This is a genomic window from Ktedonosporobacter rubrisoli, from assembly GCF_004208415.1.
GTDB lineage: Bacteria > Chloroflexota > Ktedonobacteria > Ktedonobacterales > Ktedonobacteraceae > Ktedonosporobacter > Ktedonosporobacter rubrisoli.
This window is the reverse complement of sequence record NZ_CP035758.1, coordinates 685,968-712,431: the sequence shown is the minus strand read 5'-3', so window position 1 is coordinate 712,431 and position 26,464 is coordinate 685,968. Positions and strand designations below refer to the sequence as shown.

General features: G+C 50.7%; 20 protein-coding genes. 12 read left to right on the top strand and 8 right to left on the bottom strand.

Annotated features, from left to right (window positions below; genetic code table 11):
• Positions 1-143 precede the first annotated feature (143 nt).
• The 4 genes from EPA93_RS03135 to EPA93_RS03120 form a co-directional block, all read right to left on the bottom strand.
• The gene (locus EPA93_RS03135) at positions 144-1,070 is read right to left on the bottom strand and encodes an alpha/beta hydrolase (RefSeq protein ID WP_129885640.1); all 927 of its coding nucleotides are present in this window, start codon (positions 1,068-1,070) and stop codon (positions 144-146) included.
• A gap of 462 nt (positions 1,071-1,532) precedes the next feature.
• Entirely contained in the window at positions 1,533-1,991 is a 459-nt protein-coding gene (locus EPA93_RS03130) for a GNAT family N-acetyltransferase (protein WP_165422839.1), read from the bottom strand.
• A gap of 174 nt (positions 1,992-2,165) precedes the next feature.
• Positions 2,166-3,035, bottom strand: a complete 870-nt coding sequence (locus EPA93_RS03125) for a B3/B4 domain-containing protein (protein ID WP_129885638.1) — start codon at positions 3,033-3,035, stop codon at positions 2,166-2,168.
• A gap of 79 nt (positions 3,036-3,114) precedes the next feature.
• Positions 3,115-4,374 (bottom strand): MFS transporter, encoded by a 1,260-nt coding sequence (locus EPA93_RS03120; RefSeq protein WP_129885637.1) that lies wholly within the window; start codon positions 4,372-4,374, stop codon positions 3,115-3,117.
• Between the two features lie 419 nt (positions 4,375-4,793).
• On the opposite strand from EPA93_RS03120, the gene EPA93_RS03115 reads away from it, so the two are divergent.
• Entirely contained in the window at positions 4,794-5,666 is an 873-nt protein-coding gene (locus tag EPA93_RS03115) for a DUF6612 family protein (RefSeq protein WP_129885636.1), read from the top strand.
• Between the two features lie 152 nt (positions 5,667-5,818).
• Here the strand turns inward: EPA93_RS03115 and EPA93_RS03110 are convergent, their stop codons facing one another.
• Positions 5,819-7,588, bottom strand: a complete 1,770-nt coding sequence (locus tag EPA93_RS03110) for a peptide ABC transporter substrate-binding protein (protein ID WP_242527310.1) — start codon at positions 7,586-7,588, stop codon at positions 5,819-5,821.
• 600 nt (positions 7,589-8,188) lie between these two features.
• Here EPA93_RS03110 and EPA93_RS03105 point away from each other — a divergent pair.
• The 3 genes from EPA93_RS03105 to grrM all read left to right on the top strand — a co-directional run bounded on the left by EPA93_RS03105 (position 8,189) and on the right by grrM (position 11,537).
• On the top strand, positions 8,189-9,100 hold the full coding sequence (locus EPA93_RS03105) for an LLM class flavin-dependent oxidoreductase (protein WP_129885634.1): 912 nt from the start codon (positions 8,189-8,191) through the stop codon (positions 9,098-9,100).
• Between the two features lie 1,012 nt (positions 9,101-10,112).
• Entirely contained in the window at positions 10,113-10,376 is a 264-nt protein-coding gene (locus EPA93_RS03100) for a hypothetical protein (protein WP_129885633.1), read from the top strand.
• Between the two features lie 18 nt (positions 10,377-10,394).
• Entirely contained in the window at positions 10,395-11,537 is a 1,143-nt protein-coding gene (gene grrM / locus EPA93_RS03095; protein ID WP_129885632.1) for a cyclophane-forming radical SAM/SPASM peptide maturase GrrM/OscB, read from the top strand.
• On the opposite strand, the gene fxsT is transcribed toward grrM, so the two are convergent.
• Positions 11,534-14,332: an FxSxx-COOH system tetratricopeptide repeat protein gene (gene fxsT / locus EPA93_RS03090; protein WP_129885631.1), complete on the bottom strand. Its 2,799-nt coding sequence runs from the start codon at positions 14,330-14,332 to the stop codon at positions 11,534-11,536. The genes grrM and fxsT overlap by 4 nt on opposite strands.
• Before the next feature lie 697 nt (positions 14,333-15,029).
• On the opposite strand from fxsT, the gene EPA93_RS03085 reads away from it, so the two are divergent.
• The 8 genes from EPA93_RS03085 to EPA93_RS03050 all read left to right on the top strand — a co-directional run bounded on the left by EPA93_RS03085 (position 15,030) and on the right by EPA93_RS03050 (position 23,290).
• Positions 15,030-16,409 carry a glutamine synthetase family protein gene (locus tag EPA93_RS03085; protein ID WP_129885630.1) on the top strand — a complete coding sequence of 460 codons (1,380 nt, stop codon included), beginning with the start codon at positions 15,030-15,032 and terminating at the stop codon, positions 16,407-16,409.
• Positions 16,410-16,510: 101 nt separating this feature from the next.
• A complete protein-coding gene (locus EPA93_RS03080) occupies positions 16,511-18,109 on the top strand; it encodes a tryptophan halogenase family protein (protein ID WP_129885629.1) in 1,599 nt (532 codons plus the stop codon).
• Between the two features lie 225 nt (positions 18,110-18,334).
• Entirely contained in the window at positions 18,335-18,751 is a 417-nt protein-coding gene (locus EPA93_RS03075) for a DoxX family protein (RefSeq protein ID WP_129885628.1), read from the top strand.
• A gap of 400 nt (positions 18,752-19,151) precedes the next feature.
• Complete coding sequence (locus tag EPA93_RS03070; RefSeq protein ID WP_129885627.1) at positions 19,152-19,586, top strand: helix-turn-helix domain-containing protein; 435 nt, start codon at positions 19,152-19,154, stop codon at positions 19,584-19,586.
• A 31-nt stretch (positions 19,587-19,617) separates the two neighbouring features.
• Positions 19,618-20,352 (top strand): ABC transporter ATP-binding protein, encoded by a 735-nt coding sequence (locus tag EPA93_RS03065; RefSeq protein ID WP_129885626.1) that lies wholly within the window; start codon positions 19,618-19,620, stop codon positions 20,350-20,352.
• Positions 20,349-21,080 carry an ABC transporter permease gene (locus tag EPA93_RS03060; RefSeq protein ID WP_129885625.1) on the top strand — a complete coding sequence of 244 codons (732 nt, stop codon included), beginning with the start codon at positions 20,349-20,351 and terminating at the stop codon, positions 21,078-21,080. Before EPA93_RS03065 ends, EPA93_RS03060 begins: the two co-directional genes overlap by 4 nt.
• Before the next feature lie 147 nt (positions 21,081-21,227).
• Complete coding sequence (locus EPA93_RS03055; protein WP_129885624.1) at positions 21,228-21,887, top strand: TetR/AcrR family transcriptional regulator; 660 nt, start codon at positions 21,228-21,230, stop codon at positions 21,885-21,887.
• A gap of 167 nt (positions 21,888-22,054) precedes the next feature.
• On the top strand, positions 22,055-23,290 hold the full coding sequence (locus EPA93_RS03050; protein ID WP_129885623.1) for a cytochrome P450: 1,236 nt from the start codon (positions 22,055-22,057) through the stop codon (positions 23,288-23,290).
• 200 nt (positions 23,291-23,490) lie between these two features.
• Here the strand turns inward: EPA93_RS03050 and EPA93_RS03045 are convergent, their stop codons facing one another.
• Positions 23,491-25,755: an ABC transporter permease gene (locus EPA93_RS03045; protein ID WP_129885622.1), complete on the bottom strand. Its 2,265-nt coding sequence runs from the start codon at positions 25,753-25,755 to the stop codon at positions 23,491-23,493.
• Positions 25,755-26,450, bottom strand: a complete 696-nt coding sequence (locus EPA93_RS03040) for an ABC transporter ATP-binding protein (RefSeq protein ID WP_129885621.1) — start codon at positions 26,448-26,450, stop codon at positions 25,755-25,757. Before EPA93_RS03040 ends, EPA93_RS03045 begins: the two co-directional genes overlap by 1 nt.
• Positions 26,451-26,464 lie beyond the last annotated feature (14 nt).

Here is a 26,464-nt window from a genome sequence, read left to right as displayed (position 1 = left end):
ATGGCTCTCTCTTTTTAATCTCTGTCTGCCTGACCTAGTTAGGAGCAGCGGCCCTGGCTGCTAGAAAAGCTGGACATGCATTTAGACGTGGGCATGCCCAGCCTTGCCGCAAAGTGAGGCGCGCCGAAGCTGATCAGTAAGGCTTATGCTCTTCCAAATGCCGCGCGCAAACCAGCGGCAAGGTCAGCAAGCGCTTGTTTCCCACTATCCAGTACGCCATACATATCCACAAAGCCGTGAATCATACCATTGTGGCGCTTGAGGGCCACCGGTACTCCAGCTTCTTGCAAGCGTTTGGCGTAGCATTCGCCTTCGTCACGCAAGGGATCGTACTCGGCGGTGATGACCAGGGCCGGTGGAAGACCGCTGAGATCCTGTGCTTGCAAGGGGGAGACATATGGTTGCTTTGCTTCTTCCCCGCTGGAGATATAGTGATCCCAGCACCAGATCAGATGCTTCTTCGTTACCATGTATCCTTCGCCATTCTCTTCATAGGAAGGCTTGCTCCGGCTGTAGTGATCGGTTATCGGGTAGAGCAACAATTGATAGACTAATGGAGGGCCATTGTGGTCGCGAGCCATCAAGGCAACGACAGTAGCCAGATTGCCACCGGCGCTATCACCCCCAACGGCTACACGTGCAGGATCGCCATTGAAACTGCTGGCATGCTCTATCGCCCAGCAAGTAGCTGCGTAACAATCTTCTAGCGCTGCTGGATAGGGATGCTCTGGGGCCAGCCGGTAACCAACCGAAATAGTGATGCAGTTGGCGGCGTGAGTGAGTTCCCGGCAGAGAGCATCGTGGCTCTCAATAGAGCCGTAAACCCAGCCGCCACCATGCGCGAAAACGAGGATTGGGAATGGCCCTTTGCCTTCTGGTGTATAGAGGCGAAGCCAAAGCTTGCCGGCGGGCCCTGTTATCTGGCGATCCTCAATGCCGCCAAGAACTCTTCCACTGGCAGGAGTGGGTATTAGCGAACGGACATCTTTAACGGGGAGCGTCTCTAGAGGCGGAAATCCCAGAGCCGCCATCTGGTCAAGCATGGCCTGGACCTGTGGATCAATAGGCATCAGTTACCCCTTTCTGTGAGAGAGCATTGATACATGTTCCAATATCTTGACATGTGCCAGCGCATCTTTCCTTTGGCAATACGTTCTTTGTGGGTGGAGTTTTTGCCCACTGATATGGTGGCAGGGATGCTGTGACCCCATCCGCGCAAGCGCTGGGAGCTAGCTTCCACTTCCAGCTCTTGTGTTCCACCCGTCACTTCCTCGACGAAATACGAGGAGAGAATGTGACCGCGTGGAGAAAGTGTTTTGCTTGCGCTCAACGAGGAATGGCCGCTCTTCTTATTGTGCTGCTGGACCATCGTTGCCTTAGTGGGATTCTTGGCGATAAAAATGTCAGCCCTATATTCTGGCTGTGCTTGCGCAAGGAGGTGAGATGCTCAGGTAAAATATTTGCCGTGCACACAAAGACCCTGAGCATAATTTGGCCAGTCGCGACCATGCCCAGGGATATTCTGTCAGGCTTTATGCCTCTAGCCAGCGGGTCATCAGATAGCGGGTTGCGTGCGCCTTGAAACCAAGTTTCTGGTAGAGGGCCTGTCCGGCTTTATTTGTGTGCTCCACTTCCAGATGCAAGGCATGAATACCCAGGCGTTGGCACTCAGCAAAGAGGAACTGCAGCGTTTTTGTGCCCAGACCCTTGCCGCGATATGCCTCAACGAAAAAGAGCTCGTCGAGGAAGGCGTTCCGGCCATGAAATTCAAGGCTATAACCAAGGGTGACTACTGCATAGCCAATTGCAGCTGTGCCATCATAGATCAGCCAGACGCGGCCTAGCGAGGGATCTGTGAGCAGATCGCCCAGCGATTTGCGCAAGATGGCCTCATCGAAGGCGTAGTGATCGATCGCGTAGAATTGCTGAATGAAATCTAATAGTTGCTCCAGGTCTGTAAGGGTGGCAAGGCGAAACTGAAGCTCTAACATACTCTCCTGACTTTCTCTCCTGCCTACTTGCAGGCGTTTCATACTTGATAGTAGAGAATGCCCCTGCTGAGCTGGCTGAGGCGCTCCTGTCATATTGTAACATGCTGGCAGATCGCCAGCGAGTATTCAGGAAAATAGCGCACCCTTCTCAGTTCTGCACTAGATTGAAGCGCGTCAGGCTTGCGCTCCCAGCAGTTCTGAGCTCACTGTGGCTTGTGGGCATACCTCAAGAATATGGCGTGTTAGATCCTCGCCAGCCGCCTGCAGCTGCGCTACTGAGTATGGGGCAAGGCGATCCAGGACAAAATAGGCTGCGCGTGTCCTGGTTGTCATCTGGGTTCGGCGGCCCTGGCGCCAGTTCCAGCGCCGGCAGGTTATGCCAGTACTGTCAGCCCAGATAATCTCACCCGGCTCGGGATACGTCACCGTCTCCTGGCCTTCCTGCATAACCAGGAAAGGCTCTTTGCCCGTGGCGATAGTCAGCACAAGTTCACTACTGAGCTGAGTCCAATCCTCGCCGCCAACTGGCAAAAGATGCTGCAGGCTGATCGCGTTATAAATATCGACAAGCTCGTTGATGGCTGGCAAATCCTGGCCCTTGAGCGTACGGGAGAGCAGAGCTTCAACTGAGCAAGGATATTTCTTTGCTTTAGCCCCAAAGCTGCGGTAAGCCTCACGCCAGGCGGCGATATGCGGTTGCTCGGCCAGTGTGGCCGGCGCAAGCGTGGCGCGGCAATGGCGTTCGGCGCTCCGTAACAGCTCAGTACTATGGGGCGTGCTCGCTCTATTTTCCAGACCTTCAGCATAGAGGATGAGTGCGCTGTAAGTTGGGTAGCGTTCTATGATTCGTGGATTAACCTGCAAACGATAATACATAATGCTAAACCTCATCTTTATTTTAAATGCTAAAATATCGGCGGTTAGCGCAGAGAAGGCTGCGGTACTTTCCTTCAGCTCGCCGAGCTCCGGGAGCATGTCTGTGCTGAGCAGACAGAATCGCATAACCTGCTCTGCGTGTAGGCGAAAGCTTTGTGCTCGGCCCACATAAATACTTCCCCATATTACACTAAAGTGGCCCTGAGAAAAGAGCCACTTTAGACAAATTTCATAAGGCCACCTGGTCTTAACAGGTAATATCTTCTCCGTCGTTATCTATAATTTGCGCCTGAAATCGTCTGCTGGGCGGCAATTTCCTGGCTACCAGCACGATACCAATAGAGGTAACGATAGTGAGCACAAGAGCCAGACGTAAAGAAAAAAATGTGGCAAGCGTGCCAATCAGCAGCGGACTGATCAGGAAAACCGAATAGCCCAGGGCCGTCACGAGTGCTACGGCGCGGGCTCCTTGCTGTGAGCCTGACTGCGCTGCCAGCGAAAAGGCTGTGGGGACAACGGGAGATTGTCCCAGGCCAACGAGAAGGAGCCCACTTACAGCTAATAAGGAATTTGTCGTAGAAAGCGCGAGCAAGAGACCTGTACCGGCACAAAGGCCAGAGACAGTAATCACCAGCCGCTCTCCATAGTTACGTAGCAAGGCCGTGCTGACCAGGCGCCCAAGTAAGCCGGTAAAGTGAAAGATAGCGATCCCGATTCCTCCCAGCAAGGCTCCAGAGCCGAGCAGATTGCGCAGATAGAGCGAGGAATAGCCTTCGATAGCACCATCTGTAAAGAAGGCCAGGCAGACCAGCGAGATCGCCAGTGCCACCAGGGGTGTGCAGAGCAGGGCAATAGTTGAGGGAGAAGATATGGGCTTGTGCTGCTGATTTATGGCCATAGGCTTCTTATGGGATAGCGTCGGGAGCGGAAAGCAGCAAGCCGCCACTGTCAGCAGGGCAAATATTATTCCTGTGGCGAGATAGATGCTGCGAAAGTTCATTCCCAGCGTCAAAGCTAATGCGCTGGCTAACGCTCCCAGTGCGGCCCCGGCACTAAAGCCAGCATGGAAGAGCGTCATGGTTTTGTGCGCGTAAAGTCGTTCATAATCGCCACCCAGCGTATTGGCCGCCAGATCGTAGCAACTCGTGCATAGGCCGCCAATAAGCATTACCAGGCAGAGCAGAGGATAGTTTGAAACAAGAGAAAGCGCCCCGAAATAGAGGCATAATCCACCAGGACCCAGGAGCAGAATGAGACGTCGGCTGAAACGATCGGCCAGGAAGCTACCAGAAGCCAACAAGAGAATACCTGAACCAGATTGGCTGGCCAGCGCAATACCCAGTAACGCGGGCGAGAGCTTGAGCGCATTCGTGAGATCGGCCAGCAGAACTGCCCAGACACCAACATGAAAGCCAAGGCCAACATAGATCACCAAAATTGTCAAGAAATGTGTGTAGCGCAGACGAGATTGAGAGGCACGGTGTATAGCTAGAAGCTTATGCAGCATCGTGAGAGACTCCAGTCGAGAAATTTAGCTGAGAAAACAAACCGGAAAATGCACAAAGGCTGCGAGCGTGACAGGTCAGCGCCCACAGCCTTTGTGTACTTCCTTGTGTTGTTAACTCATCTATCCCTTAAAATGGACAGAATCCCACCCTGGACGCTACCCGCGTCAGGATTATCTCCGGCCATCTCGACTGGCATAGATAGAGCTCTGGTCCTTTTCTAGTAAGATTTTTTATTATACACGTCTGGGTTAATAGTATAACTGATAGCTGCCCTGCCTGTCAAACATAATTTGCCAGGAAAGTGCTCCGGTATAAGATCTTGGAGCTCTAGAAACTGATATAGCAGGTTCATACGTATCACTTATAGGATTATCTTACCTTATATACATGATGATATAAATGATCATAAGGAGTTACTATGATCCTACGTAAAACATACATCATCCCACTTTTTTTAACACTGTGCTTAATGGTAGTATTAAGCGCCTGTAGCCCATTAAATAGCGAAAATCCCCTTTCGTTAGTGCAGGTAGTGCAGAATAGTATCAATGCCATGAAGAATCTCAAATCGTCACATGTAGATATACAAGCCACCAATAAGGTAGAGATGAATGGCGCGTCGGCAAGTACTACCTCTGGTCCCAGCAATTTCTCTATGAATGTCACTGGCAGCGGCGATCAAGCCTTACCGGACCAGGAAAAGCTAGATCTCACCTTGAACCAGGATACAAAGCTCACAGAGATTTTGCAAGGGGATAAGGTTTATGTACAGAATGCCCAGGGTCAATGGTACGTCTTCAATAAAAGCGAATTCACTAACTCCGTGGGCAACTACTTCTCGGGAGAGAACTTTAATCCCACCGATCTGCTAGGCTTGTTGCTGCACGCAAGTATTACCGATCATGGTGATCAGGATCTCAACGGGCAGAAGCTGCGCCATATCACTGCCAATCTTGATAAGGAAGCCTTGCGTGAACTTCTCTCCAGCAATCCCCAGTTGCGTAAAACCTTTGGCCAGCAGAATATTGATACGGTAATTAACAATGCCAAATCGTTTCTGGCAACCGTCGATGTATGGATTGATAACAGCCAGTACTATCTGCATCGCACACAACTGAAGTTGAACATGGAGGGAAATGTCAGCCAGGGTAGCAAGGCAACCCCTGAAGATGTAAAGGTTGATCTGAATACAATTATGGATTTGAGCAAGTTTAACGAGCCGGTCACCATTACGCCACCGAGCAAGGCAATCCCTACAGATGATCCAAGCGTTATCCTTGGCAATCAGTAGCTATGCACTGAGAAGAAGCCTCACCGACCGCTAGGTGGCTGAGGGCGAGGCTTCTTGATTGGTAAGCTGCTTACTTGATCTGCCCTCTTCACGTCTGAGGAAGGCAGATCGTTCTTTGGCTCTCTGAAATGAGGTGAGAGCCTGGCAGCACTTTATTGATAGTCGGCAGTGTTTGCGCACGGCCCTGCATTCGTGATATAGATGTTGGCCCAATCAGGCTGATAAGCAATGCCCGCTTGTCCAAAGGGGTTGTGCGGCCAGTTAGCAACACACGGCTTGACCACATAGACAGTCTTAACCTGATAGAGCGTGAGCCAGGCCACATCATTGACCAATTGTTGTTCCGCCTGGTCATAGAGCTTTGCACGCTGCTCAGGACTGGCCACCTCGGCATCAGCCTGCTCCATCAGCTGCTGAGCCTGCTTTTGCTGGGCGGCATCAGTAGATTGGTTATTGCCATAGTTGCCAAGGTTAATTGTCGAGTTTGGGCCGAACTGATTCGTCATCCAGTTTTGGGGATCAGGCGTGCCCGTCCAACCTATGGCAAAGGCCATCAAATTGGTATTGCCAACAGTTCCTGTGATATCCTTAACCAGCTTGTTGAAGTCGATATCGTTAACTTTCACCGGGATACCAAACGTACTCTGCCACATTTGCTGTATCGCTGCGTACATGTCGCGCTGATCCTGAATGCCTTGAGAAGAGACCTCAAAGACAATAGGAGGCATGGTGGCTGTTGTCATGCCCTCTTCCTGCAAGCCCTCCTGAAATAGTTTTTTGGCTGTCGTGGCATCGCCGGCCGTGCTCTTGACGCCGGCCGGGCCGGTCAGGTCAGGATTATAGCCAGCGGTCCCATTAGGAATGATATGATAGGAAGGAGTGACAGAATCTTTCCAGACCTTGGTGGCGATCAAATCGCGATTGACTGCAAGAGAGAAAGCCTGGCGAATCTTGATATTATCGAAGGGCTTGACCAGGTAATTCATTGCGAACCAGGAGAGGCGCAAGCTGGGGTCTGTTCGATATTGTCCACTTGGCAGCGCCTTGGCATCGTTTAATTTGATCGTCGGCACAAACGAGAAATCTACGCGATTGACCTGATAATCCTTATAGGTGGTATCTTTTTGTGAGTAAAGAGGCATTACAACTTTTTTCAGCTGTGGCTTTGTTCCAAAATAATAGGGATTGGGAACAAAAGTGAGCGATTTGCTACGCGTGTAGTTCTGTAGAATCCAGGGGCCAGCGTTGCCGCCGGAACCTGTATCGGCGAGATGATCAGTCCAGCTGGTGCCATTTTTTTCGACGAAGCTCTTTTCCAGGACGTTGCCAACTGAGACTGTCAGTGCATCCAGTAGATAGGCAGCTTTTTTGCTGGTAATGATGACCACTGTCTGAGGGTCCGGGGCGAGCAAGCTATCGCCGATGATTGTCTTGATCTTGCCCGAATTGAGCTTGTCAGCGTCCTTGATGGGGCCAAGTTCGTTGATGGCAAAACCAGATTTAGTAGCCGGCTGCAGCGCGCGATCAATGCTATAGACGACATCAGCTGAGGTGAGGGCAGTGCCGTCGCTAAACTTGAGATCCGGGCGCAGATGGAAGGTCCACGAGAGGCCATCTTTGCTCAGATCGTAGGATTTGGCAAGATCGGGCACAATCTGCGTTTTGTTGTTATAGGTTACCAGCCCGTTAAACATTGTGCCGATAGCCTGGCTTGAATAGACGTCTTCGGCGAGCGCTGGGTCGAGGGTGGCCAGGTCGGCGACGCCGGCGATAGGATAGACGAGGATCTGCTGTTTGTCGGGGGCTTTGGCGGCCTGCGTGCTCGTTTGAGTTCCTCCACTAGTACTACTACTACCGCAGGCAGCGAGCAAGGTGGCGAGTACCATAATTACTGGTAACAACACCTTTTTAGAGAACTTCATAAAGTCCATCTCCTTCTTCAGCCATAGAACGCTCACGCATTGGCTGAAATGCTTGTATTGAAGAAACGGTTTGCATTCTGGGTAGACCCCAGGCGCATAACAAGGCTATGTTCTTCGCCGGTAGATGGGTAAAAACTGATCTTTTTTAGGGATAACTGAAGGTATATGCCGGGATGATGCGAGTTCTCTTTGATAATTCTGGATAGATATATTTCTAAATGGATCTATCAGAGTTACTTATCTAGATATACGACTTCGTAAAGTGCAAAGCTCACACCAACTGAGAAATCAATCTGAGTTTACATTATTTGCCCCAAAGGGAAAAGTAGGGCTATTACGGAAGCCGCGCCTCTAGTTGCCAGGGCTTAGTAGGCTGTGACACAATAAGAGCGCGTCCGGAAATTGAGAATCAGTCCTTAGTCGAAGAATAAAGCTGGCTAGAGGGCCCATATCAGGAAGTAGTACAGGGTTTTTGATAGTCATTTCCCTTGTATCAATCCCCAATTTCATTTGATCTTCATTGGCTTCTATATCAGCTCTTTCGGCGAAGTGGGACAAAGCATGTAGTGCTTACTATTTAGTAAACGTCAGGAGAAGAGAATGCATACACCAGAACAACCGCTGAAGGTTGGCGTAATCTGTTCAACCTTTGAATATTCTTTTCAGGGCAAAACGCCATCCTTTCGCGATTTGCAAGAGACGGTAAAAGTTGCCGAAGAGATAGGTCTGGATTCCTATTGGCTGCCCGACCATCTGCTCTACCGCTTTGGCGACGAAGAGGCAGGTTGCTGGGAGGTCATGACGGCCCTGGCGGCCCTGGCCCCTTTGAGCACTAACATTCAGCTTGGTACGCTGGTGGCCTGCACTTCTTTTCGTTCTCCAGCCCTGCTGGCTCGCATGGCTGCAACTATGGATGAGATCAGCAATGGCCGTTTTATCCTGGGTCTTGGGGCAGGCTGGCACCAACCAGAATACGAGGCCTTTGGTTTCCCATTTGATCATCTCTTCAGTCGCTTTGAGGAAGCTCTCCAGATCATCACTTCTCTGCTGCGTGAAGGCAAGGTAGACTTTGAGGGGCGCTACTATCAACTTTCAAACTGTGTGTCGAAACCGCAGGGACCCTCGCCAAAGGGACCACGTATCATGATCGGCTCGCGTAAGCCCCGCATGACGCGCCTTGTCGCTCGTTATGCCGATGCCTGGAATACGCACTGGCATACCTCGGCAGAGCAGGTTAAGGAGCCCTATGCACAATTGCTGGCCGCCTGCAAAGAGGTGGGACGCGATCCCAATGAGGTTGAATTGACTGCTGGCATTGTGATGAGTTTGCTAAAAGACGACGAGAAGGGTGAGAATAAAAATGCTATTTCGGGCACGCCTGAGCAGATTGCTCAGAGTTTGCGCGAATTTGCTAACGAGGGTGTGAAGCATGTCATTATCCAGTTTGAGCCCCAGGGAGTTGAGGGACTGGAGCGGCTTGCGCCTGCCATCAAGCTGCTGAAGCAGGGCTGAGCTGGCACTCCCTCTCAATATGAGCGAGATATAACGAGCCTGCAATAATGATAAAGGGGCGCTGACAGGAAGAACATCTAAGAGACCACTTCCTGTCAGCGCCCTGGCTTGCCTTGTTGCTTTGATTACCGCCAGGCCAAGATCTCGCACTTTTATCTGGCTTGACACTCTCAAGCCGCTGAAGAGTGTTTTTTGTATAGATAACCCACCGAGATGTTCCTTTTTATTGCAAATACCTCTATAAGGCTCTGGTATAGGAGGATTTTCTATGGTATCCTGTACTTGTAAGGTTGTTTAAGCACGCAGAAATACGAGAGAGGGGTTTTCTTGTCTGATGAGTGGCTCTGACGAGACGTTTCCAGGCTGTCAAATGAGCTGCCCGAGGCAAATAAATCGAAATGTGTCGATCGATAGGGCGACGCATTCTCGTTATAGAACTATCAATGGCTGGAGCGATGAGAGGATCAAGGTGAGCGGCGCTGATACTCATGTTGACAAAATCTCCTATGTGCCACGCCCTTCCTCTGCTTCCAATGGGGAACGAACATTTGTTCGCTATTTTTGCGTGTTTCCTGAAGCTGCCAGACTGATGACGAGCGAGTACAGACAGGAAGCAGGCGGCATTAACCGTAATGTAAATATGCGAGCAGTTTCTGCATTGACCCACCCCCCCAGGTAGAAATATTTATATATAGACATATAAGAATGTTGTTGGGGTTGACTGCGGTTGGTTGGTGGGAGTGGAGGATGCCCCCATTTCTAGCTGTCTCCAGGCTCCGTTTCATTTCTCCTCTAAAGCAGAGTATCGTACTATCTTCTCCAAGCCTTATCACATCTTATGCCCAGAGTGATACAGCATCACTCTGGCTTTTTGCTTTGCTCACGAGTGAGCTCACTCGTCCCGCTTGCCTGATCTCACTGCGCTTAGGATTAATGCCTCCGCGCGTACGCAGTATGTTTAGATCAGTTTCTCTACCATCAATCAGCACATATAGTAAGGAAGGAACCTCAAATGTTTCCACATCAATTAATTGTTTCCACACCAACTGACCGTTTCCCCAGCCTGATTGACAGTGTTTTACATCTCAGACGACAACTTGGCATTGACATACCCCTCTCTATCAGCGACCCAGAAGCTACTTCACTCTCTTCAAGGGAAGAGATTCGCGCTGCTTCTGCGGGAACACCAGGGCCTATTCAACCTGCCTACCGCCGACGAGATTGGCTGACCTGGGAGCAGTCTCCGTGCGCAGGAAAGCAGGCTGAGAAAGACTAGGAGGAGCGGACTTTCATTATGTCAGCACGTCAGCTCGGTCTCACAACTCAGGAATTCATTCTCCAGCCAACATCATTCTGTAATATGGATTGTGATTATTGTTACTTGCCTCATCGTCAGGCTCAACGACGCATGAGCCGTAACACATTGTCCCTCATCTTCCAGGCTATTTTTTCTTCGTCATTGCTTGCAGATCACGTAAGGATTGTCTGGCATGCTGGCGAGCCAATGACGATGCCTATACGCTTCTATGAAGAAGCCTTTCAGCTCGTAGAGCAGCATAATCCATGCCACATACCTGTCACCTTCGTCTTTCAGACCAACGGCATGCACATTACGCAACGCTGGTGTGATTTTATCAATACCCATCAGATAGGTGTTAGTATCAGTTTAGATGGGCCACAATCTCTTCACGATGCCCATCGCGTGGATCGCGAGGGGCGAGGAACGTTTGCACGTATTGTGCGTAATATTGATCTCTTGCAAGCCAACGGCATCTTTCCAACCGTCCTCCTGGTTCTCACAAGAGAGACGCTACCTTATCCAGACCTTCTCTGGCAGTTCCTTCTTGAACGCGGCATCAGGTCTGTTTCTTTTCTGCTTGAAGAGGCTTTAGGAATGGTGCAAGAGATACCGCTCAACGCCGGGAACGACCTGGAGAACTACCGCGCCTTTCTGCGCCGCATACTTGAATTGAGGGAAGCCTGTCAGCAGCCGCCCTTTATACGTGAGATAGATGAGCTTATCGAGCGTATCACCACTGCGGAGCACCAGGTTCGCTCTCAGGCCAATACGCCGCTTGCGGTGATCAGCTTTGATTGCGATGGCAACATCTCTACTCTCTCCCCTGAACTGCTCACGCTTAGCCATCCGCGTTATTCACACTTTCTCTTTGGCAACGTTTCTCAAAACCGGCTGGAGGATATGCTCTCCCATCCAACGTTTCAGGACATCAACGCCGAGGTACAGCGTGGAGTCAGCATGTGCAGAGAGACATGCGACTATTTCGTCTTTTGCGGTGGAGGCTCCCCGGCCAATAAGCTCAGTGAAACTGGCTCTTTTGCCACTACCGAAACGACGCATTGCCGTTTAAAAATCAAGGCGACGACAGATGTGGTTATGGAATATCTCAAGAAATTGTCTCAGGAGAGCATCCATTAGCCAGTATTACTGTCCTCATTTGTGGAATTGCCTCTTCTTCTGTGTAGAAAAGAGGTATATTCCTCTTGGGCCGTAGCAACCTCTTGATGGGCTTCGCCCCGGTCGCGCTGGAGGAGCGTAATGACCAACTTGTAGAGCGCTTCGGCTTGCACATATTTTTCTTGACGCTCGTAAACGCGAGCTGTTTGCTTGAAACTGGCAATAAAGTCGAGCTCTTCCAACCAGGATTTTTGTTCCCAAATCTGCAAAGCTCGCCTTAACAAGGATTCGGCTTCATCGGGCAGTTCTTTATGCAAAGAAATTGTTGCCTGCGCATTGAGTACGCCCGCGATCCTGGGATACTGTGGACCGTAGGCTTCCTCCCAGCGCGTCAAGATCTGCTGGAAAAGCGATTCGGCTTCATCGTAGCGTTTGAGCGCAGTGTAGAGCAGTCCCAGGCCGTTCAATGCTATCATCGTCTGAGGATGTTCCGGGCCGTAAGCCTCCTGGTAGATGGCCAGGGCGCGCCTGAACAGAGGATCAGCCTCGGTATATCTTTGCTGTCGGTAGTAGACATATGCAAGATTAAGCAAGCTCCGACCGGTATCTACATGCTTTGCGCCAAGCTGCTTTTCTCGGATTGCCAGCACTCTTTTATTGACCACTTCAGCCTCGGCATACTTCTTCTGACTATAGTTTAATAAGGCTAGATTGCTGAGGGTACGAACCGTCGCAGGATCTTCCATTCCCAATGCTTGTTCTTGAATGGTGAGCGCCTGCTGATACAGCGGTTCTGCCCTGCTCAATTGCCCCTGATTATGATAGACTCCGGCCAGCTCGTTAAGATTTTGGGCTAGCTCGACGTGGGTTGGCTCTAACTGTTGCTCGCGCAGACGTAAGGCCCTTTTCAGAGAAAGTTCAGCCTGTGGATAGTGAGCCAGAAGAAGCTGCACAACTCCGAGATTGCTAAGAATTTGAGCGGTGAGCAGTGGTTCCTCTTCTTCTGCTAGCAATTTCAGGGCGTGTTCGAAGTGCAACTGGGCTTCAACATATTCAGCGCGTTTATACAGATAGTATCCGACGCGATTGAGCAGCTGAACGGCCTCGACGAAACGCATTTGCCAAAATTCAAGCAGCTGTATGCCTATCCTGGCATGCGGTAAATAACGCTGACAGATAGGCCACGAAGCAGGCTCGCCATCAGGAAATGCGCGGCCCAGCGTTCGTACCACAGACTCGGCCCGTTGTCGCTGCTGTTCTTGCTCCATGCTATTTTTGAGCACTTCTTGCACCAGGCGGTGGACGCTCACGGTTTTTGTCGCAGGGTTGCGCTTAATCAGCGAGTATTTGCGCAGCACCGAGAGGGCAGCATTTAGCTCAAAGGGATCATGGGCAATTCTCTGATGACGGGGCTCAAAGGAGAGAGCACCTGCGGTAAGCAACTCCTCAGGGAGTGCATCCGGGTGCAAAAAAGCGCAGAAGCGCAGCAATTCGGCAGCATCCGATCTCGTGCGTTCAACGCTTTCAAGGGCCAGCGAGAAGGTCATCATTACCGATTCAGGATGATCTGTACTGGTGTCGCCCCTGTGGCTTAACAATGCTGCGTGCCGGTGCTGGTACAGATCGAGGTAGTCCGCGAGGTGCTGTCCCGTTTCTTCCACATAAGCTCCTGCCTGATCGAGCGCGAGAGGATGGCCGCCGAAGAGTTGAGAGATCTCCCCTGCGGCAATTCTTTCCTGGTTCTCCACCTGCTCAAGTGGCAGATCCGCAGGAAGGCGCTTCGCGCGTCGCAACAGAAATTGTGCACCCTCTTGTAGATCCATTGGTTCTACCTCGCAAGGAGTTGCAATGGTCCCAGTCGCCTGTGCACGGGTGGTGATGAGAATATGCCCCTGGCCCGCGGACGGGCGAAAGGCATTGACAGCAGTTATATCCTCCACATTGTCAAATAGCAGTAGCCATCCTTCGTGTTGCTGGAACCATTGTTTAATCGCCTCAACGATGATACCCTGATCCGGCTCATCTTTCTCTGGCAGCTGTAAAAATTGGGCAATGCTCACAAAATCAGCAAGCAGGTCTCCTTGTGGATCAGCTGCTACCCAGAAGATTGCCTGATATGTTTGCGTATAACGATAGACATATTCGAGGGCAATTTGCGTTTTCCCGATTCCTCCCAATCCATTCAAAGTCTGAACAACGACTCCCGTCTTGCGCGCTAGAAATGTTGTGTGTAGCTGCTCCAGGACGGAATCACGTCCGATAAAGAAGTCATTGCGGGGATAGGGAACTTTCCAGTAGGATGACGCTGCCTGCGTTCGTCCTGGAGGGGCGGGCTCAGATGGCAATTTTGCGCCGATCTCGTCTATGACGTTTCTAAGAGCTTCTGTGATCTTTAAAAATGCGGCATCTTTATCCTTGCTCCTGGTAACAGGCTTGCCATTCGGTGGCAATAATTGCAAGAAAGCAAAGGGGAGCCCTTTAAGAGCTGTTGGTCGAAGCAAAATAGGAATAACGTAGGCTTCTCCTCGCTTATGTCTCTCCAATGCCTGGTCCATTTCCGTACAATAGCAATAGTCTGATGCGACAAAATCAGGGCTGATCAGGAGAAGAATGATATCAGACAATTTGAGATATTTTTTAAGCTCTGTATCTCGCTCGCTTCCAGCTATGATCTCTCCGTCGTACCAGCCTGCGATCAGCCCCTGCCGCTGTAGGCCGCTCAAATGCTTAGCTAATTCATCTCGTAGTTTCTTATCAGGCCGCGCATACGAGTAGAATATCTTCAAGACTTTGCCGAGATGTGATGTAGCTGACATATCTGGCTTTCCTATCTCTTCATCTGTGATGAAAATAAAAACTCTCCACTATACTATATCATAGATGGACTGAAGAAGTAGAGAAATAGGATACGAATACCTAAAATGTTTGTAAAGTGCTCCTCATGATAATAGCTAAAGGACATTCTTTTGCCGGTTTAACTTCAGGGAGGAACATGTATTGCCTTAATGCTCAAGGAAAATGCTTCGCTCGAATGCTTGCTGTGTCAGGCAGAGCATGTGCGAACACGCGAGATGCTCGCGCTTCATATCTGGCGTTATGACTATGAAGAGAAATAGGCAAATGTTCTCTTGTTGCTCTGTTAAAAAAGCTCTATGTGTGTCTCATAAGTATAAGAAGAAATGTCGCAGTTTTGTAGTAATTCTGTCAAAGCGTTGACACTAAAAATAGTAAAGAATATACTAAAAATAGCATCTAAAAGGTGATCAAATATGGTGAAAGTGAAAGATTTATATTATTACTGCATAGACGTATGAAGCTTGCCCCAGAGCATGAAAGAAGCATTGAGTGATGTGGTCTGAGTAACCTCTCGTTTGTTATGAACACCCCTTGAAGTTTCTTGCTGCCTGGCCCAATGGCATCTGTTATGCGGCCAATGCTTTTTCTCTTTTTCCCAAAGCATTGCCCCGCCTTGATACTGGCACGCTGGCTCAGCTAGCAGTGAAAGGATCTTGTATGGATATACAGCAACAACGTGAACAAGCCAGAATGTTTCTTGGCTTGTTTGTCGATAATGGAGGGGTCATTCGCACGAAGGCCTTTCCAGCGCGCTTTCTGGAGGATCGTCTCCACACAGGAATTGGCTGGACGCTGGCACAGCAGGCCTTAACCCCTTTTGATATTCCCGTGAGCTTGCCTGAGCTGGGAGCGGTGGGCGAGTTTCGTCAACAGCTTGACCTCGACACGCTGTGCCTTATTCCGGCCTTTGAGGGTATGGCCTGTCTGATGAGTGATCTCTGTGATCTTGAGGGCCAGCCCTGGGCCGCGTGTCCGCGTTCCTTCCTCAAACGCGTGCTGCAGCGTTTCCAGGAGCATGGTTTACGAGTGCAAATTGGCGTCGAGCATGAATTTCTGCTCCTGCGTCAGCAGCCTGATGGCTCCTTCCTGCCAGCCGATAACAGTTTGCTGGCAAGTCCAGACCGCCTGTATGCCCACGCCGACTTCCTCTCGGCCTTGCTTGCGGACCTTGAGAGCCAGGGATTGGAACCTTGCCTCTGCTTTGGCGAGTATGGCCCCGGTCAAATAGAGATTGCTACCTCGCCGCAAGAGGCCTTGTGGGCGGCTGATCATATCTGTCAGTTCCGTGAGCTGGTGCGCGCGCGGGCCACTACCCAGCATCTCCTTGCCAGCTTTGCCCCCAAACCCTTTCCTGCCTGGAACGCTGGGGGCAGTGGCGCACATATTCACATCAGCGTCTGGCAGCAGTCTGCGGGGGAGTCTACAAATGTGTTTTACGATCCTCAGAGCACCGGGCAGTTGAGCCAGGCGGGTCGCTCATTCATTGCCGGAGTGCTGGAGCATTTGGAGGGGCTGCTGGCCCTGACCTGTGCCAGCGTCAACTCCTATCACCGCTTGCAGCCCCAGTCCTGGAGCTCTGCCTACACCATCTGGGGCTATGATAATCGCGAAGCCGCCATTCGGGTGCCTTCCACCTTCTGGGGCAAGGAAAGCGCCTCACTGAATCTAGAGCTGCGCTGCGCGGATCATAGCGCCAATCCGTATCTGGCTCTTGGGGGAGTGCTTGCCGCAGGACTGGAGGGGATGCTGCGCCAGCTTGAAGTAGCGGACCCGGTACAGTACGACCCTGCCGAGGGAAGCGAAGAGGAACGCCGCCGCAGGGGCATCCGCCGCCTGCCTGTCTCCTTGGATGCTGCGCTTGCGGCGCTTGAACAAGATACGGTGTTGTGCGAGGCTCTGGGTCAGCTCTTGTGCACCTCCTATCTGGCTGTCAAGCGCGAGGAGATCGCCTACTGCCGCGAGCTTGCCAGGGGCGTGCAGGGAACGGAAGCCGATAAAGCCTCAGCTATTGCGCAGGCCTATCTCGCCAGATTTTAGGCAAAAGTGTTCTCGCGGATTGCAGACCTCGCCAGGCGGGGATTATCAAGCCAGCCGCAGCTGAAGGCAAACAAGGCTTTTCTTCTGAATAGGAGTGACTAGTGGAATATCATATCAAGCACGTAGTTATTCTTGGTGGTGGCACAGCGGGATGGATGTCAGCCTGTTACCTTGCTAAAAATTTAGAAGGGTCGGTAGCGATCACCGTAGTAGAGGCCCCATCCATTCCCAGGATTGGTGTTGGCGAAGCCACGATACCAAATCTGCACAAAACTTTTTTTGCTTCTCTTGGTCTCCGCGAAGATGAATGGATGCGAGCGTGTAACGCAAGCTTCAAAATGGGAATCAAGTTTATCAACTGGCGCACCAGCGGCAGTGGCGAAGCACATCCGCGCCGCTGGGGAAACTCGTACGATGCCTTCTACCACATCTTTGGCCAGCTTCCTGAGTACGAGCGGCTTCCTCTCTCGCATTACTGGTTTGCGCGCAAATACCGAGATCAAACCACTGAAGCATTCGACTACGCCTGTTACAAGGAACCACCAGCCCTCGATGCCAATCTTGCTCCGTGTGGGCAAGATGGGAAACCCTGGACTAACTACGCCTGGCACTTCGATGCCCAGCGCGTTGCAGACTTCTTGAAGGACTTTGCAATACGGAAATTGAATGTGCAGCATCGAGAGGAAGAAATGACTGAAGCGCTCCTCGATGAGCGTGGCTTTATCACGGCCTTGCGAACGAAGTCTGGCCTGCTTCTCGAAGGGGATCTCTTCATGGACTGCTCAGGGTTCCGTGGTTTGCTTATCAATCAAGCGATGCGAGAACCTTTCCTGGACATGAGCGACTTTCTCCTCTGTGACCGAGCCGTTGCGACTGCGATTCCTCACGATGACGAGACCAAAGGGATTGAGCCCTATACCTCTGCTATTGCCATGCGCGCAGGCTGGGCCTGGAAGATTCCTATGCCCACCCGTTTTGGCAGTGGATATGTCTACTCCAGCAGGTTTGTCAGCCAGGATCAGGCGACGAAGGACTTCTGTCAGCTCTGGAACTTGAAGCCTGAGGAGGCTGAGCTCAATCATGTTAGGTTTCGCGTGGGGCGCAATCGACGAGCGTGGGTCAAGAACTGTGTGAGCATTGGCCTATCTTCGTGCTTCTTGGAACCGCTAGAATCAACGGGCATCTACTTTATCACTGCTGCCCTCTATCAGCTGGTCAAGCATTTCCCAGACAATCGCTTTGATCCTATCCTGCTTGAGCGCTATAATCGAGAGATCGAAACGATGTTTGATGACTGTCGTGACTTCATCCAGGCACACTTTTACTTCTCGCCGCGCAGCGATACGTCTTTCTGGAAGGCGAACAAGGAACTGACGCTCTCGGAGAACATCCGAGAGAAGATAGCCATGTATCGGGTGGGCATGCCTGTGAACCTCCCCGTGGTTGATGAGAGCACGTATTATGGAAATTTTGAGGCAGAGTTCAGGAACTTCTGGACCAATAGTAATTACTATTGTATTTTTGCTGGCTTAGGGTTTCTGCCTGACCATCCGTTACCCCTGCTCACCTACCGAAATGCGTCAGCTGAGGGAGCTTCTCCGCTCTTCGAGAAGATCAAGGAGCAGCAAAGGGAATTGCTCAGCTCGCTGCCTACGAATTATGCCTATCTTTGTCAGCTCCATGGTAAGCAAGCTGGCTAAGCGCCTGATGTTAGCAAGCACAAGGGACTATCACGCAGCTACGGAGAAACTGGCCTGAGAGCAGACAAGGTGACTTCAAGAGGGTGGAAGTCCGCTAGATGGCTGGATTAAGAAGAAGGTAAGCTACTGATAACCGGTTTTGGGTGAGGGAAAAAGAAAAGTAATGTAGAAAGAGAACACGAAAAAAGAAAAATAGTTTACGGAGAAGCAGGAAGGAGCGCCAAGATGAACCAGGTTATCAGTAGCAGCCAGCAGGGAACAATGAGCAGAGGAATGAGCATTCTTCTATGGACGGTGCAGGTGCTACTCGCCGTAGTATTTCTGATGGTGGGAGTTATGAAATTGAGCACGCCGGTCGATGTCTTGCTGGCGCAGATGCCCATCAAAATGCCAGGGCTGTTTGTGCGTTTCATCGGCCTATGTGAGGTGGCCGGAGCGCTAGGGCTGATCCTGCCAGGGCTCACCCGCATTCGGCGCGAGCTGACTCCGCTGGCTGGCTGGGCGCTGGCTCTGGAAATGGTGGTGGCGGCAGGCTATACACTCGTGGGTGGAGGCGGCCTGACGGCTTTGATGCCCTTGATCCTTGCGCTTATCTGTGCCCTGGTGGCCTACGGGCGCCGTGGCTATGCCTCTCGGGCCTAAGCAGTGTGCTGGCTGGCAACTTTGCCGCCAGCTCAACTCTTTTTTGGGGAAAGTGGAAAGCATGCAACTCCATTTTCCTGATTGAAGAAACTTTTCTCGATTGAATCTTATTGGCTCTTCGTCTGCAGCGCTCGATGGGAGCCGCTTCATTTTTCCTCAATCCTCTAATCCTCTATAGGTAACAGGTTTCCGCAAAGCCAGCCTTGTATATCAAGCTGGGAATATGCTCATCAATAGACGCCCTGACAAGAAGCCTACCCGCTTGGCTGGAAAAGCCATATTTCAGAAAAAGCAAATCAATGCTTTCCCTACGCAACTAAACTTAACATTTCCTGTCATGATCGGTTGGTAGACCTCTTGCAACGTAAGGGATAAAATACCAGCGGGAGGTAGGAAGAATATGATAAGTAGGAATTTACGTTCCTTGCGAAAGAGACATGGCTATTCGCAGGAAGAGGTGGCAGACAAAATCAGTGTTTCGCGGCAGGCAGTCGCAAAATGGGAAAGCGGAGAGACTGTCCCCGATCTCGCCAATGCCATGCAGTTGGCAGAAATCTATCATGTCAGCCTGGATCAACTGGTCAACCATGAGGATGAGCATGGCGGTGCCCTGATGCCCCCGAAAGGAAAGCACATTTTTGGCGTTGTCAAAGTGGGCGAACGTGGGCAAATCGTGATTCCCATAAAAGCCAGAGAGCTTTTTGATATCCACGCTGGAGATAGCCTGGTAATACTAGGTGACGAGGCACAAGGACTCGCGATCACCAAAAGTACGGGGCTTGTGGAATTTGCCGCATACATTCTGGACTCATTGAAAGAACAGGAAGAAAGCTAGCTTGCTGAGAGCCCCAGAAAGAAGATACCTAATGATTGCTATACGTACCAAACAACTGACGAAAAAATATAAGGGCAAAATCGCCGTTAGTTCACTCAATCTGGAAATCGAACAAGGAGAGTTATTTGCTCTCCTGGGTGTCAACGGAGCAGGAAAATCCACAACCATCAAAATGCTCTCCTGTCTGGCAAAACCTACAAGTGGAGACGCATGGCTGCTCGGTCACAGCGTGGTATCCGACGCACTGAAAGTCAAGGCAAGTATCAATGTTTCCCCACAGGAAACCGCAGTGGCGCCAAATCTCAGTGTTTGGGAAAATCTCGAACTGATGGCAGGCATTCATGGAAGCACGCGTAAGGAAGCCAGGCAAAAGGCGACTGAGTGCATTTCTACCTTTGGCTTTGCTGATATTGCCGGCAAACAGGCAAAAGCCTTATCGGGCGGCTGGCAGAGGAGGCTCAGTATTGCCATGGCCCTGATTTCCGCCCCACAGATTCTTTTTCTTGATGAGCCGACACTTGGCCTTGATGTTCTGGCCAGGCGCGACCTGTGGAAGATGATTGAAAAGTTGAAAGGCAGCATGACGATCATCTTGACCACACACTATCTTGAGGAGGCCGAAAGCCTCTCTGACAAAGTTGGCATCATGGCAAAGGGAGAACTTACAGCCATCGGCACCGCACAGGAACTGATCAGCCGGGCCCAAACCACGCATTTTGAAGATGCCTTTATCAAGCTTGCCGGAGAAGGAGATATTAGGCGATGAAAACGATGTTCTTTGCTTCCCGAAATACCAAAGAAATTCTCAGAGATAAACTTAACCTTGCTTTCGGCCTAAGCTTTCCTATCATTCTGCTCCTGCTTTTGTCAGCCATTCAGGCAAATATTCCAGTCAAGTTGTTCGAGATAAAGTCGCTGGTACCAGGCGCAGCGGTTTTTGGTCTTTCTTTCATTTCACTGTTTTCCGGACTGCTGATTGCAAAGGATCGAACAGGTTCTTTTCTGCTGCGCTTATTCACCTCACCGCTGACCGCAGAAAATTTCATCTTTGGCTATACGCTCCCACTCCTGCCTATAGCAGCCGTACAGGTGGCCATCTGCTTTGTCTGTGCCTTCTTTCTGGGACTAAAAGCCGACCTCAATGCCTTGCTTGCTGTGATCGTCTTGCTTCCAGCTGCGCTTATGTTTATTGGTATAGGTCTGCTTTGCGGCAGCCTGTTCACCGATAAACAGGTTGGAGGAGTATGTGGGGCATTGCTGATCAATCTGAGCGCCTGGCTCTCCGACGCCTGGTTTAAGATCGATCTCGTCGGTGGGGCATTTAAAGCTGTTGCCGAGGCACTGCCTTTTGTGCATGCTACCAGGGTAGGTAGAGCAGCTCTGGCGGGGAATTACGCCGCTATTTTTCCCGATTTACTCTGGGTGATAGGATATGCGGTTGTCATTATGGTCGTTGCTGCTGTGGTTTTTATGAACAAAATGAAAGAGGAATAACCGACAATTCTTGCCCGCGTCTTTGCTTAAGAAGTAAATAGCCCTGGCCGTCGCTCTATCCACGCTTTGTCTTAAAATTGAGAGTTTCTTGAAATTGGGACCATCTCAATATTGACAAACTCTCAATTTTGATTTACTATCAAATATATGAAGAAGCACTTAGAGCAGGAGCAAAGTACAAATCAGGGTCGCGTAGCCAGAAGACGGGCACAAGTGCGGGCAAACTTGCTTGCAGCTGCGCGCGAAGTCTTTCTTGCCCGCGGCTATCAGGATGCGACGGTGAGCGAGATTACCCAGATTGCGGATGTGGCCATGGGAACCTTTTACCTGCACTTCCGTGATAAAGAAGATCTCTTTGCGGCCTTAGTACATGAGGCCTTCGATGCCCTTGGTGAGCGGATTGAAGCCGTGCTCGCTGATCAGCCTCACCAACCAGTTATTCCGATTATTACATCTATTATCTTTCGCGCCGCTTACGAGCACCGAGATATGGTCGCTCTCATCTATTCAGGGGCCGGGACATACATTACTGATCCCGAGACCTTTGATGCGCAAGAATGGCTCATAGATCTCGTTCTGCCCACTCTACAGGAACAGGCGAAACGAGAGCCCTTGCCTTTTACAGATCTATCTTTGCTTGCTCACTTAATTGTGGGCCTTCTCATGCAGAGCGCAATGTGGTGGATTGAGCATGATGAACCGGGGCCGGAGGAGATGGCCCGCCATGTTCTTTCTCTGCTGGGCCATGGTTTACCGGCAGCTCTCCTGACAAGCGCGCAAAGCAGTTCCTCGGAGTCATCTATGTAACAAGCTAGTGATGAGCAATGCCGAGCAAACAAGAGTTGCTCACGAAACCTTGAAGCATTTTTAGGCGGGAGTAGCGCTTCGCTCACATGTGGTATCGATATCGGTGAAGCAGGATTATTATTGTCAACTAGCTACTAATCAGCGTTTCCCAGAAGGAGATACAAGCGATGTCTATGGATAAGGCAACCTCCTTGAGCATGAAAAATGCCTTACAACCACCCTATCTCTCTAATCCTTACCCGCTCTATCGGCAATTACGCGAGAGCGACCCTGTGCACTGGGATCAAGAGGCAAATGCCTGGGTACTCACCAGATATGCCGATGTCATGGAGGCATTGCGAGATCCACGGCTTTCGGCGGGCCGCATGTCGGCGGAAAACTACAATTTACCCGAGCCACTACGGGAGAAGGGCGAAGAGATTACCAGTATCATTGCGCGGCAAATACTTTTCCTCAATCCGCCTGATCATACACGGCTGCGCGGGCTGGTGAGCAAAGCCTTTACGCCACGCCGCATCGAGGCGATGCGTGCGCAAATTCAAGAGATCGTCGATCAGCTTCTAGACGAAGTGCAGGGGAAGGGTCGCATGGAAGTGTTGAGCGATTTTGCCTTCCCGCTGCCTTCCATCGTTATCGCCCAGATGCTTGGTGTTCCTCCCGAGGACCGAGAACAATTCGCTCAAGGTACTGTTGCCTTTGGCGAGCTCATCGATGGCGCAATCAAGACGCCCCAGGATATGCAACAGATCTTTTTTAAGGTGGCAGACTTTCTTGACTATTTCCGTCAGCTCATTGCACTCAGGCGCGGGCATCCGCAGGATGATCTCATTCAGGCTTTGCTTGTGGCTGAAGAGCAGGGGGAAACGCTCAGCGAGGAGGAGATCATTTCTAACTGCCTTCTCCTGCTGGCAGCAGGGCACGGGACCACGATTGACGCCATCGGTAATGGCTTGGCTGCTCTTCATCAATATCCGGATCAATTGCAGGATTTGCAAAAACATCCTGCGCTGATCACGGCCGCCGTGCAAGAGCTCTTGCGCTATGATGGGCCGGTTCAGCGTACAGCGCGTATCGCGCAGGAAGATCTAGAGATTGGCGGCAAGCGTATTCAGGCAGGAGACGAAGTAATCACATGCCTGGGTGCGGCCAACCATGATCCAGAGCAATTCCCCAATCCTGATTGCCTCGATCTGCGTCGTAACGAGCACAAGATGCTCTCGTTCGGGCAGGGTATTCATTTCTGCCTTGGATCTCCCTTGGCGCGTCTGGAACTGGAAATCGCCTTTAATACGCTGCTAGCCCGTTTCCCTGAGATGCGCATAGAGACGCCAGAATTGAAATGGGAAGGAAGCCTTACCTTCCGAGGCCTGCAAGAGCTCCCGGTAAGCTTCACTCGTTCATAACCCTTGATGGACGGGACAAAAAACGGCTCTGACTCAATTTTGATGATCATGTTTGGGTCGGATGAAGCAAGCGGGTTCTGAATACCAGTCTCGGCGGTCAAAATCGTGGCATTTGCCGCATAGCCCACCTATGGAGATAAAACTGACAGGTTCAGGGCGTTTATGCAATCCTGAACCTGTCTCTCATACAGTGACCAATATCACTCCGAACCCGATTTCAGCGCCTCACTCATGGATATGTTCGTGAGCTTTTGGCCGCAAAACCACTTAGTGATCTCATACACCACAAAGATCGATAGTAAGCTTATCAGGATATAGAGTGGGTTCAAACTCATAGGTATCAGCATGTTAATCGAATCCGCGATGTACCCGAACAGGTAATTCCCGAAGACCAACATAAGCAGTAGTCCCAACCAAAAGCCTATAAACACTATCGGAGTTGAACTGTTGAGAATCAGCTTCGCTACCTCCCTTCGGTGGTAGCCGAATATCTTGAGCAGGGAGATGGTATTGCGGTTCTCGTCAATGATCAGCGACGTGACAATGAAGATAATGACAACCGCCATAAGCGCGGCGACAATCGTTGTGGCCGCCATGATCAATGTTGTGGTCGTGTTCATATCTTCAAATGCCTTGGGGTTCCGAGCATCCATAATGCCGGCAAGCAGCCTTTCATCATAATGGAGCACATGGTTGCTCAGCACAGTGCGATAGCTTCCAGGAGCTTGACCCGTCATGCGGTTAAACGCATCAAAGGGCATGTACATCTCTTGCTCTCCGTAGGCTTCGACGATCCCATCGATTTTCAAGCTGTATGATTTTCCATCCAGCTTGTTTACAAAAGTGAGCGTATCCCCAACTGTAATCCCAAGCCGTTGGGCCAGCGGCGAGGTGATGTTTACCTGATTCCTTGACAGTTTAGCGCCCCCCAGACCTTTTATCTTAAAACCAACGGAATCTGGCTTCATACCTATCAGATAGAACTGAATTGCTTCTCTGCCCTTGGGGTAGGCACGAAACGAGTTGTACGGTTCAGCGCCAGCGGGAACAGGTAGCTTCTGTAGGTTCTGCACCTCCTTGAAGTTGTATTCTATGGCATAGTTGTATCTCGCTACTGCGCCCTGGTTCATCGCCAGTTCCATCGAGGAGTTGAAGGTAAAACCATACAGCAGGACCATCGACGCGGCACTCACTCCCAGCATAAGGAAGAGCAGACGCGGTATGCTGCGCACTTGCTCGCGTATCTGAAATTTGGTATTGAAACTATAGCGATCAAGACGGAGCGAGCGCTCAATAATATTCACCTTGGCTTTTTGTTCGTCGCCCTTCATAAGTTCGACTGCGCTTTTTTTGAGTACGTTGCGTATGGAAAAGAAGCTCGCCACACTGATAAAAGCCAGGGGCAGCAGCAGAGCAAGCGCCAGATTTAACGGCGAGAAGGCAACGCTGACGTTGGGCAGAATGTAGCTGGCAATCATGGAATCTAACACAAGCTTTACACACGGCAGCGCAAGCAGTATTCCGAGAAGGCTGCCAGCGATGGAGAGTAGAACCGGGATCGCTATATAATGCTGTGTTAGTTCCCGGCGGCGGTAGCCCTGCGCGTACAGCGTACCAATCACTACACTGTCGGACTTCACCATGCGCAGAATCATCACGCCAACGATGAGGCAGCTCAGCAGGAAAAAAGCTATCGATACGGGAAGGCTCATAGTCTGCATACTGTCAATATTGGCCCGAGGCATACTTATGCGCTTGTTATTTTTAGCGTCAAGCCATTCGGAAAGACTGTAGCCTTTTTCCGTTAAAAGGCTGTGCAACTTCGTGTTTTGGATGTCGATATCTTCTCTATTCGTAAAGCGCGCCCCATAGACCGTAACCGCTTCATTGGCCGTCCCAGAGAACATCTTCATATCTGCGTTGGAAACAAGGCCAATGCCGAAACCGGTGGTCGGTAGCACATCATAAAGGTTTTTGATGATATATATATAATTGGGCAGCGCCATTGTGCCCGTAATATGGAAGGTTTTGCCATTTAGCTCAATTTGACCGCCTACAGCCAGGCCATGCTTCTGCAAAAAAGAGGGGTCGAGCAAAATGTCTCCTGGATTTTCAAGCCCCTTGCCTGACATTACCGCCGGGATATTGATTTTGGAAGTAGGCGTGAGAAGCCGGAGTTCACTTTGTCCATCCGACAGTTTGACATCTTGTTGCTGGTAAGCTTCAATAAGCGCGTTGGATTCCTTTTCCAGCGTCGGAATATCCTTAATGGCCCTGTCTGTGGAAAACGTCAGGTCTTCCTGCATGTTTGTGTTGGCATAGTTCACCACCAGTCCTTCCAGGCTGCCAGCCACTCCTGTAACCGTGGTAAAGTAGAAACTCCCGATAAGAATCAGCACGATGATGCCGATAAATCTGCCCTTGTTTTCCATAAGTATTCGCCATACGCGTTTTCGTAGCGCCATTACCACACAATCCTTTCTGCTGGGACAAGCTCGGAATTATGGATAACTTCCGCTATCTCACCGCTTCTAAGCCTGTAAACGGTATTTGCCATGCCTGAGATGGCGCTGTTGTGGGTGATCATCAGAATCGTTGTGCCGAATTGCCGATTCACTTGTTGAAGCAGTGACAGAACATCTCGGGATGTATAGAAGTCCAGCGCACCGGTTGGCTCGTCACAGAGCAGCAGCTTGGGATTTTTGACGATGGCGCGGGCGATGGACACACGCTGCTGTTCGCCGCCGGAAAGCTGCCGCGGGAAGCGGTTTTTCTTGTCGGCCAGCCCTACGGCGGAAAGCACATCGTCAACCTTATGCGGCCGCTTGCTGATGTTCGACACCACCTCAATATTTTCGGCTACTGTAAGATTGGGCACAAGATTGTAGAACTGGAATACGAATCCGACGCTTTCCCGGCGATATTCCACAAGTTGATCATCATTTAAATCAGTGATGCGCTGACCATCAATCTCGACTGTGCCGCTGCTTGCCCTGTCCACGCCGCCAATGATATTCATAAGAGTTGATTTACCCGACCCCGAAGGCCCTAATATGACGCAGATTTGCCCTTTTCCCAGCTGTATATCCACGCCTTTGAGGACGGTTGTGACAATCTCCGTCTGATAACTTTTCGTCAGTTGCGATACCGCTAAAAACATATTCAAACCTCTAT

What these genes read in the sequence shown, in the direction of transcription:
- EPA93_RS03135 (WP_129885640.1), bottom strand. Translation starts at nt 1,070, where the DNA reads ATGCCTATTGATCCACAGGTCCAGGCCATGCTTGACCAGATGGCGGCT.
- EPA93_RS03130 (WP_165422839.1), bottom strand. Translation starts at nt 1,991, where the DNA reads ATGTTAGAGCTTCAGTTTCGCCTTGCCACCCTTACAGACCTGGAGCAA.
- EPA93_RS03120 (WP_129885637.1), bottom strand. Translation starts at nt 4,374, where the DNA reads ATGCTGCATAAGCTTCTAGCTATACACCGTGCCTCTCAATCTCGTCTG.
- EPA93_RS03115 (WP_129885636.1), top strand. Translation starts at nt 4,794, where the DNA reads ATGATCCTACGTAAAACATACATCATCCCACTTTTTTTAACACTGTGC.
- EPA93_RS03110 (WP_242527310.1), bottom strand. Translation starts at nt 7,588, where the DNA reads ATGAAGTTCTCTAAAAAGGTGTTGTTACCAGTAATTATGGTACTCGCC.
- EPA93_RS03105 (WP_129885634.1), top strand. Translation starts at nt 8,189, where the DNA reads ATGCATACACCAGAACAACCGCTGAAGGTTGGCGTAATCTGTTCAACC.
- EPA93_RS03100 (WP_129885633.1), top strand. Translation starts at nt 10,113, where the DNA reads ATGTTTCCACATCAATTAATTGTTTCCACACCAACTGACCGTTTCCCC.
- grrM (WP_129885632.1), top strand. Translation starts at nt 10,395, where the DNA reads ATGTCAGCACGTCAGCTCGGTCTCACAACTCAGGAATTCATTCTCCAG.
- fxsT (WP_129885631.1), bottom strand. Translation starts at nt 14,332, where the DNA reads ATGTCAGCTACATCACATCTCGGCAAAGTCTTGAAGATATTCTACTCG.
- EPA93_RS03085 (WP_129885630.1), top strand. Translation starts at nt 15,030, where the DNA reads ATGGATATACAGCAACAACGTGAACAAGCCAGAATGTTTCTTGGCTTG.
- EPA93_RS03075 (WP_129885628.1), top strand. Translation starts at nt 18,335, where the DNA reads ATGAACCAGGTTATCAGTAGCAGCCAGCAGGGAACAATGAGCAGAGGA.
- EPA93_RS03070 (WP_129885627.1), top strand. Translation starts at nt 19,152, where the DNA reads ATGATAAGTAGGAATTTACGTTCCTTGCGAAAGAGACATGGCTATTCG.
- EPA93_RS03065 (WP_129885626.1), top strand. Translation starts at nt 19,618, where the DNA reads ATGATTGCTATACGTACCAAACAACTGACGAAAAAATATAAGGGCAAA.
- EPA93_RS03060 (WP_129885625.1), top strand. Translation starts at nt 20,349, where the DNA reads ATGAAAACGATGTTCTTTGCTTCCCGAAATACCAAAGAAATTCTCAGA.
- EPA93_RS03055 (WP_129885624.1), top strand. Translation starts at nt 21,228, where the DNA reads ATGAAGAAGCACTTAGAGCAGGAGCAAAGTACAAATCAGGGTCGCGTA.
- EPA93_RS03050 (WP_129885623.1), top strand. Translation starts at nt 22,055, where the DNA reads ATGTCTATGGATAAGGCAACCTCCTTGAGCATGAAAAATGCCTTACAA.
- EPA93_RS03045 (WP_129885622.1), bottom strand. Translation starts at nt 25,755, where the DNA reads ATGGCGCTACGAAAACGCGTATGGCGAATACTTATGGAAAACAAGGGC.
- EPA93_RS03040 (WP_129885621.1), bottom strand. Translation starts at nt 26,450, where the DNA reads ATGTTTTTAGCGGTATCGCAACTGACGAAAAGTTATCAGACGGAGATT.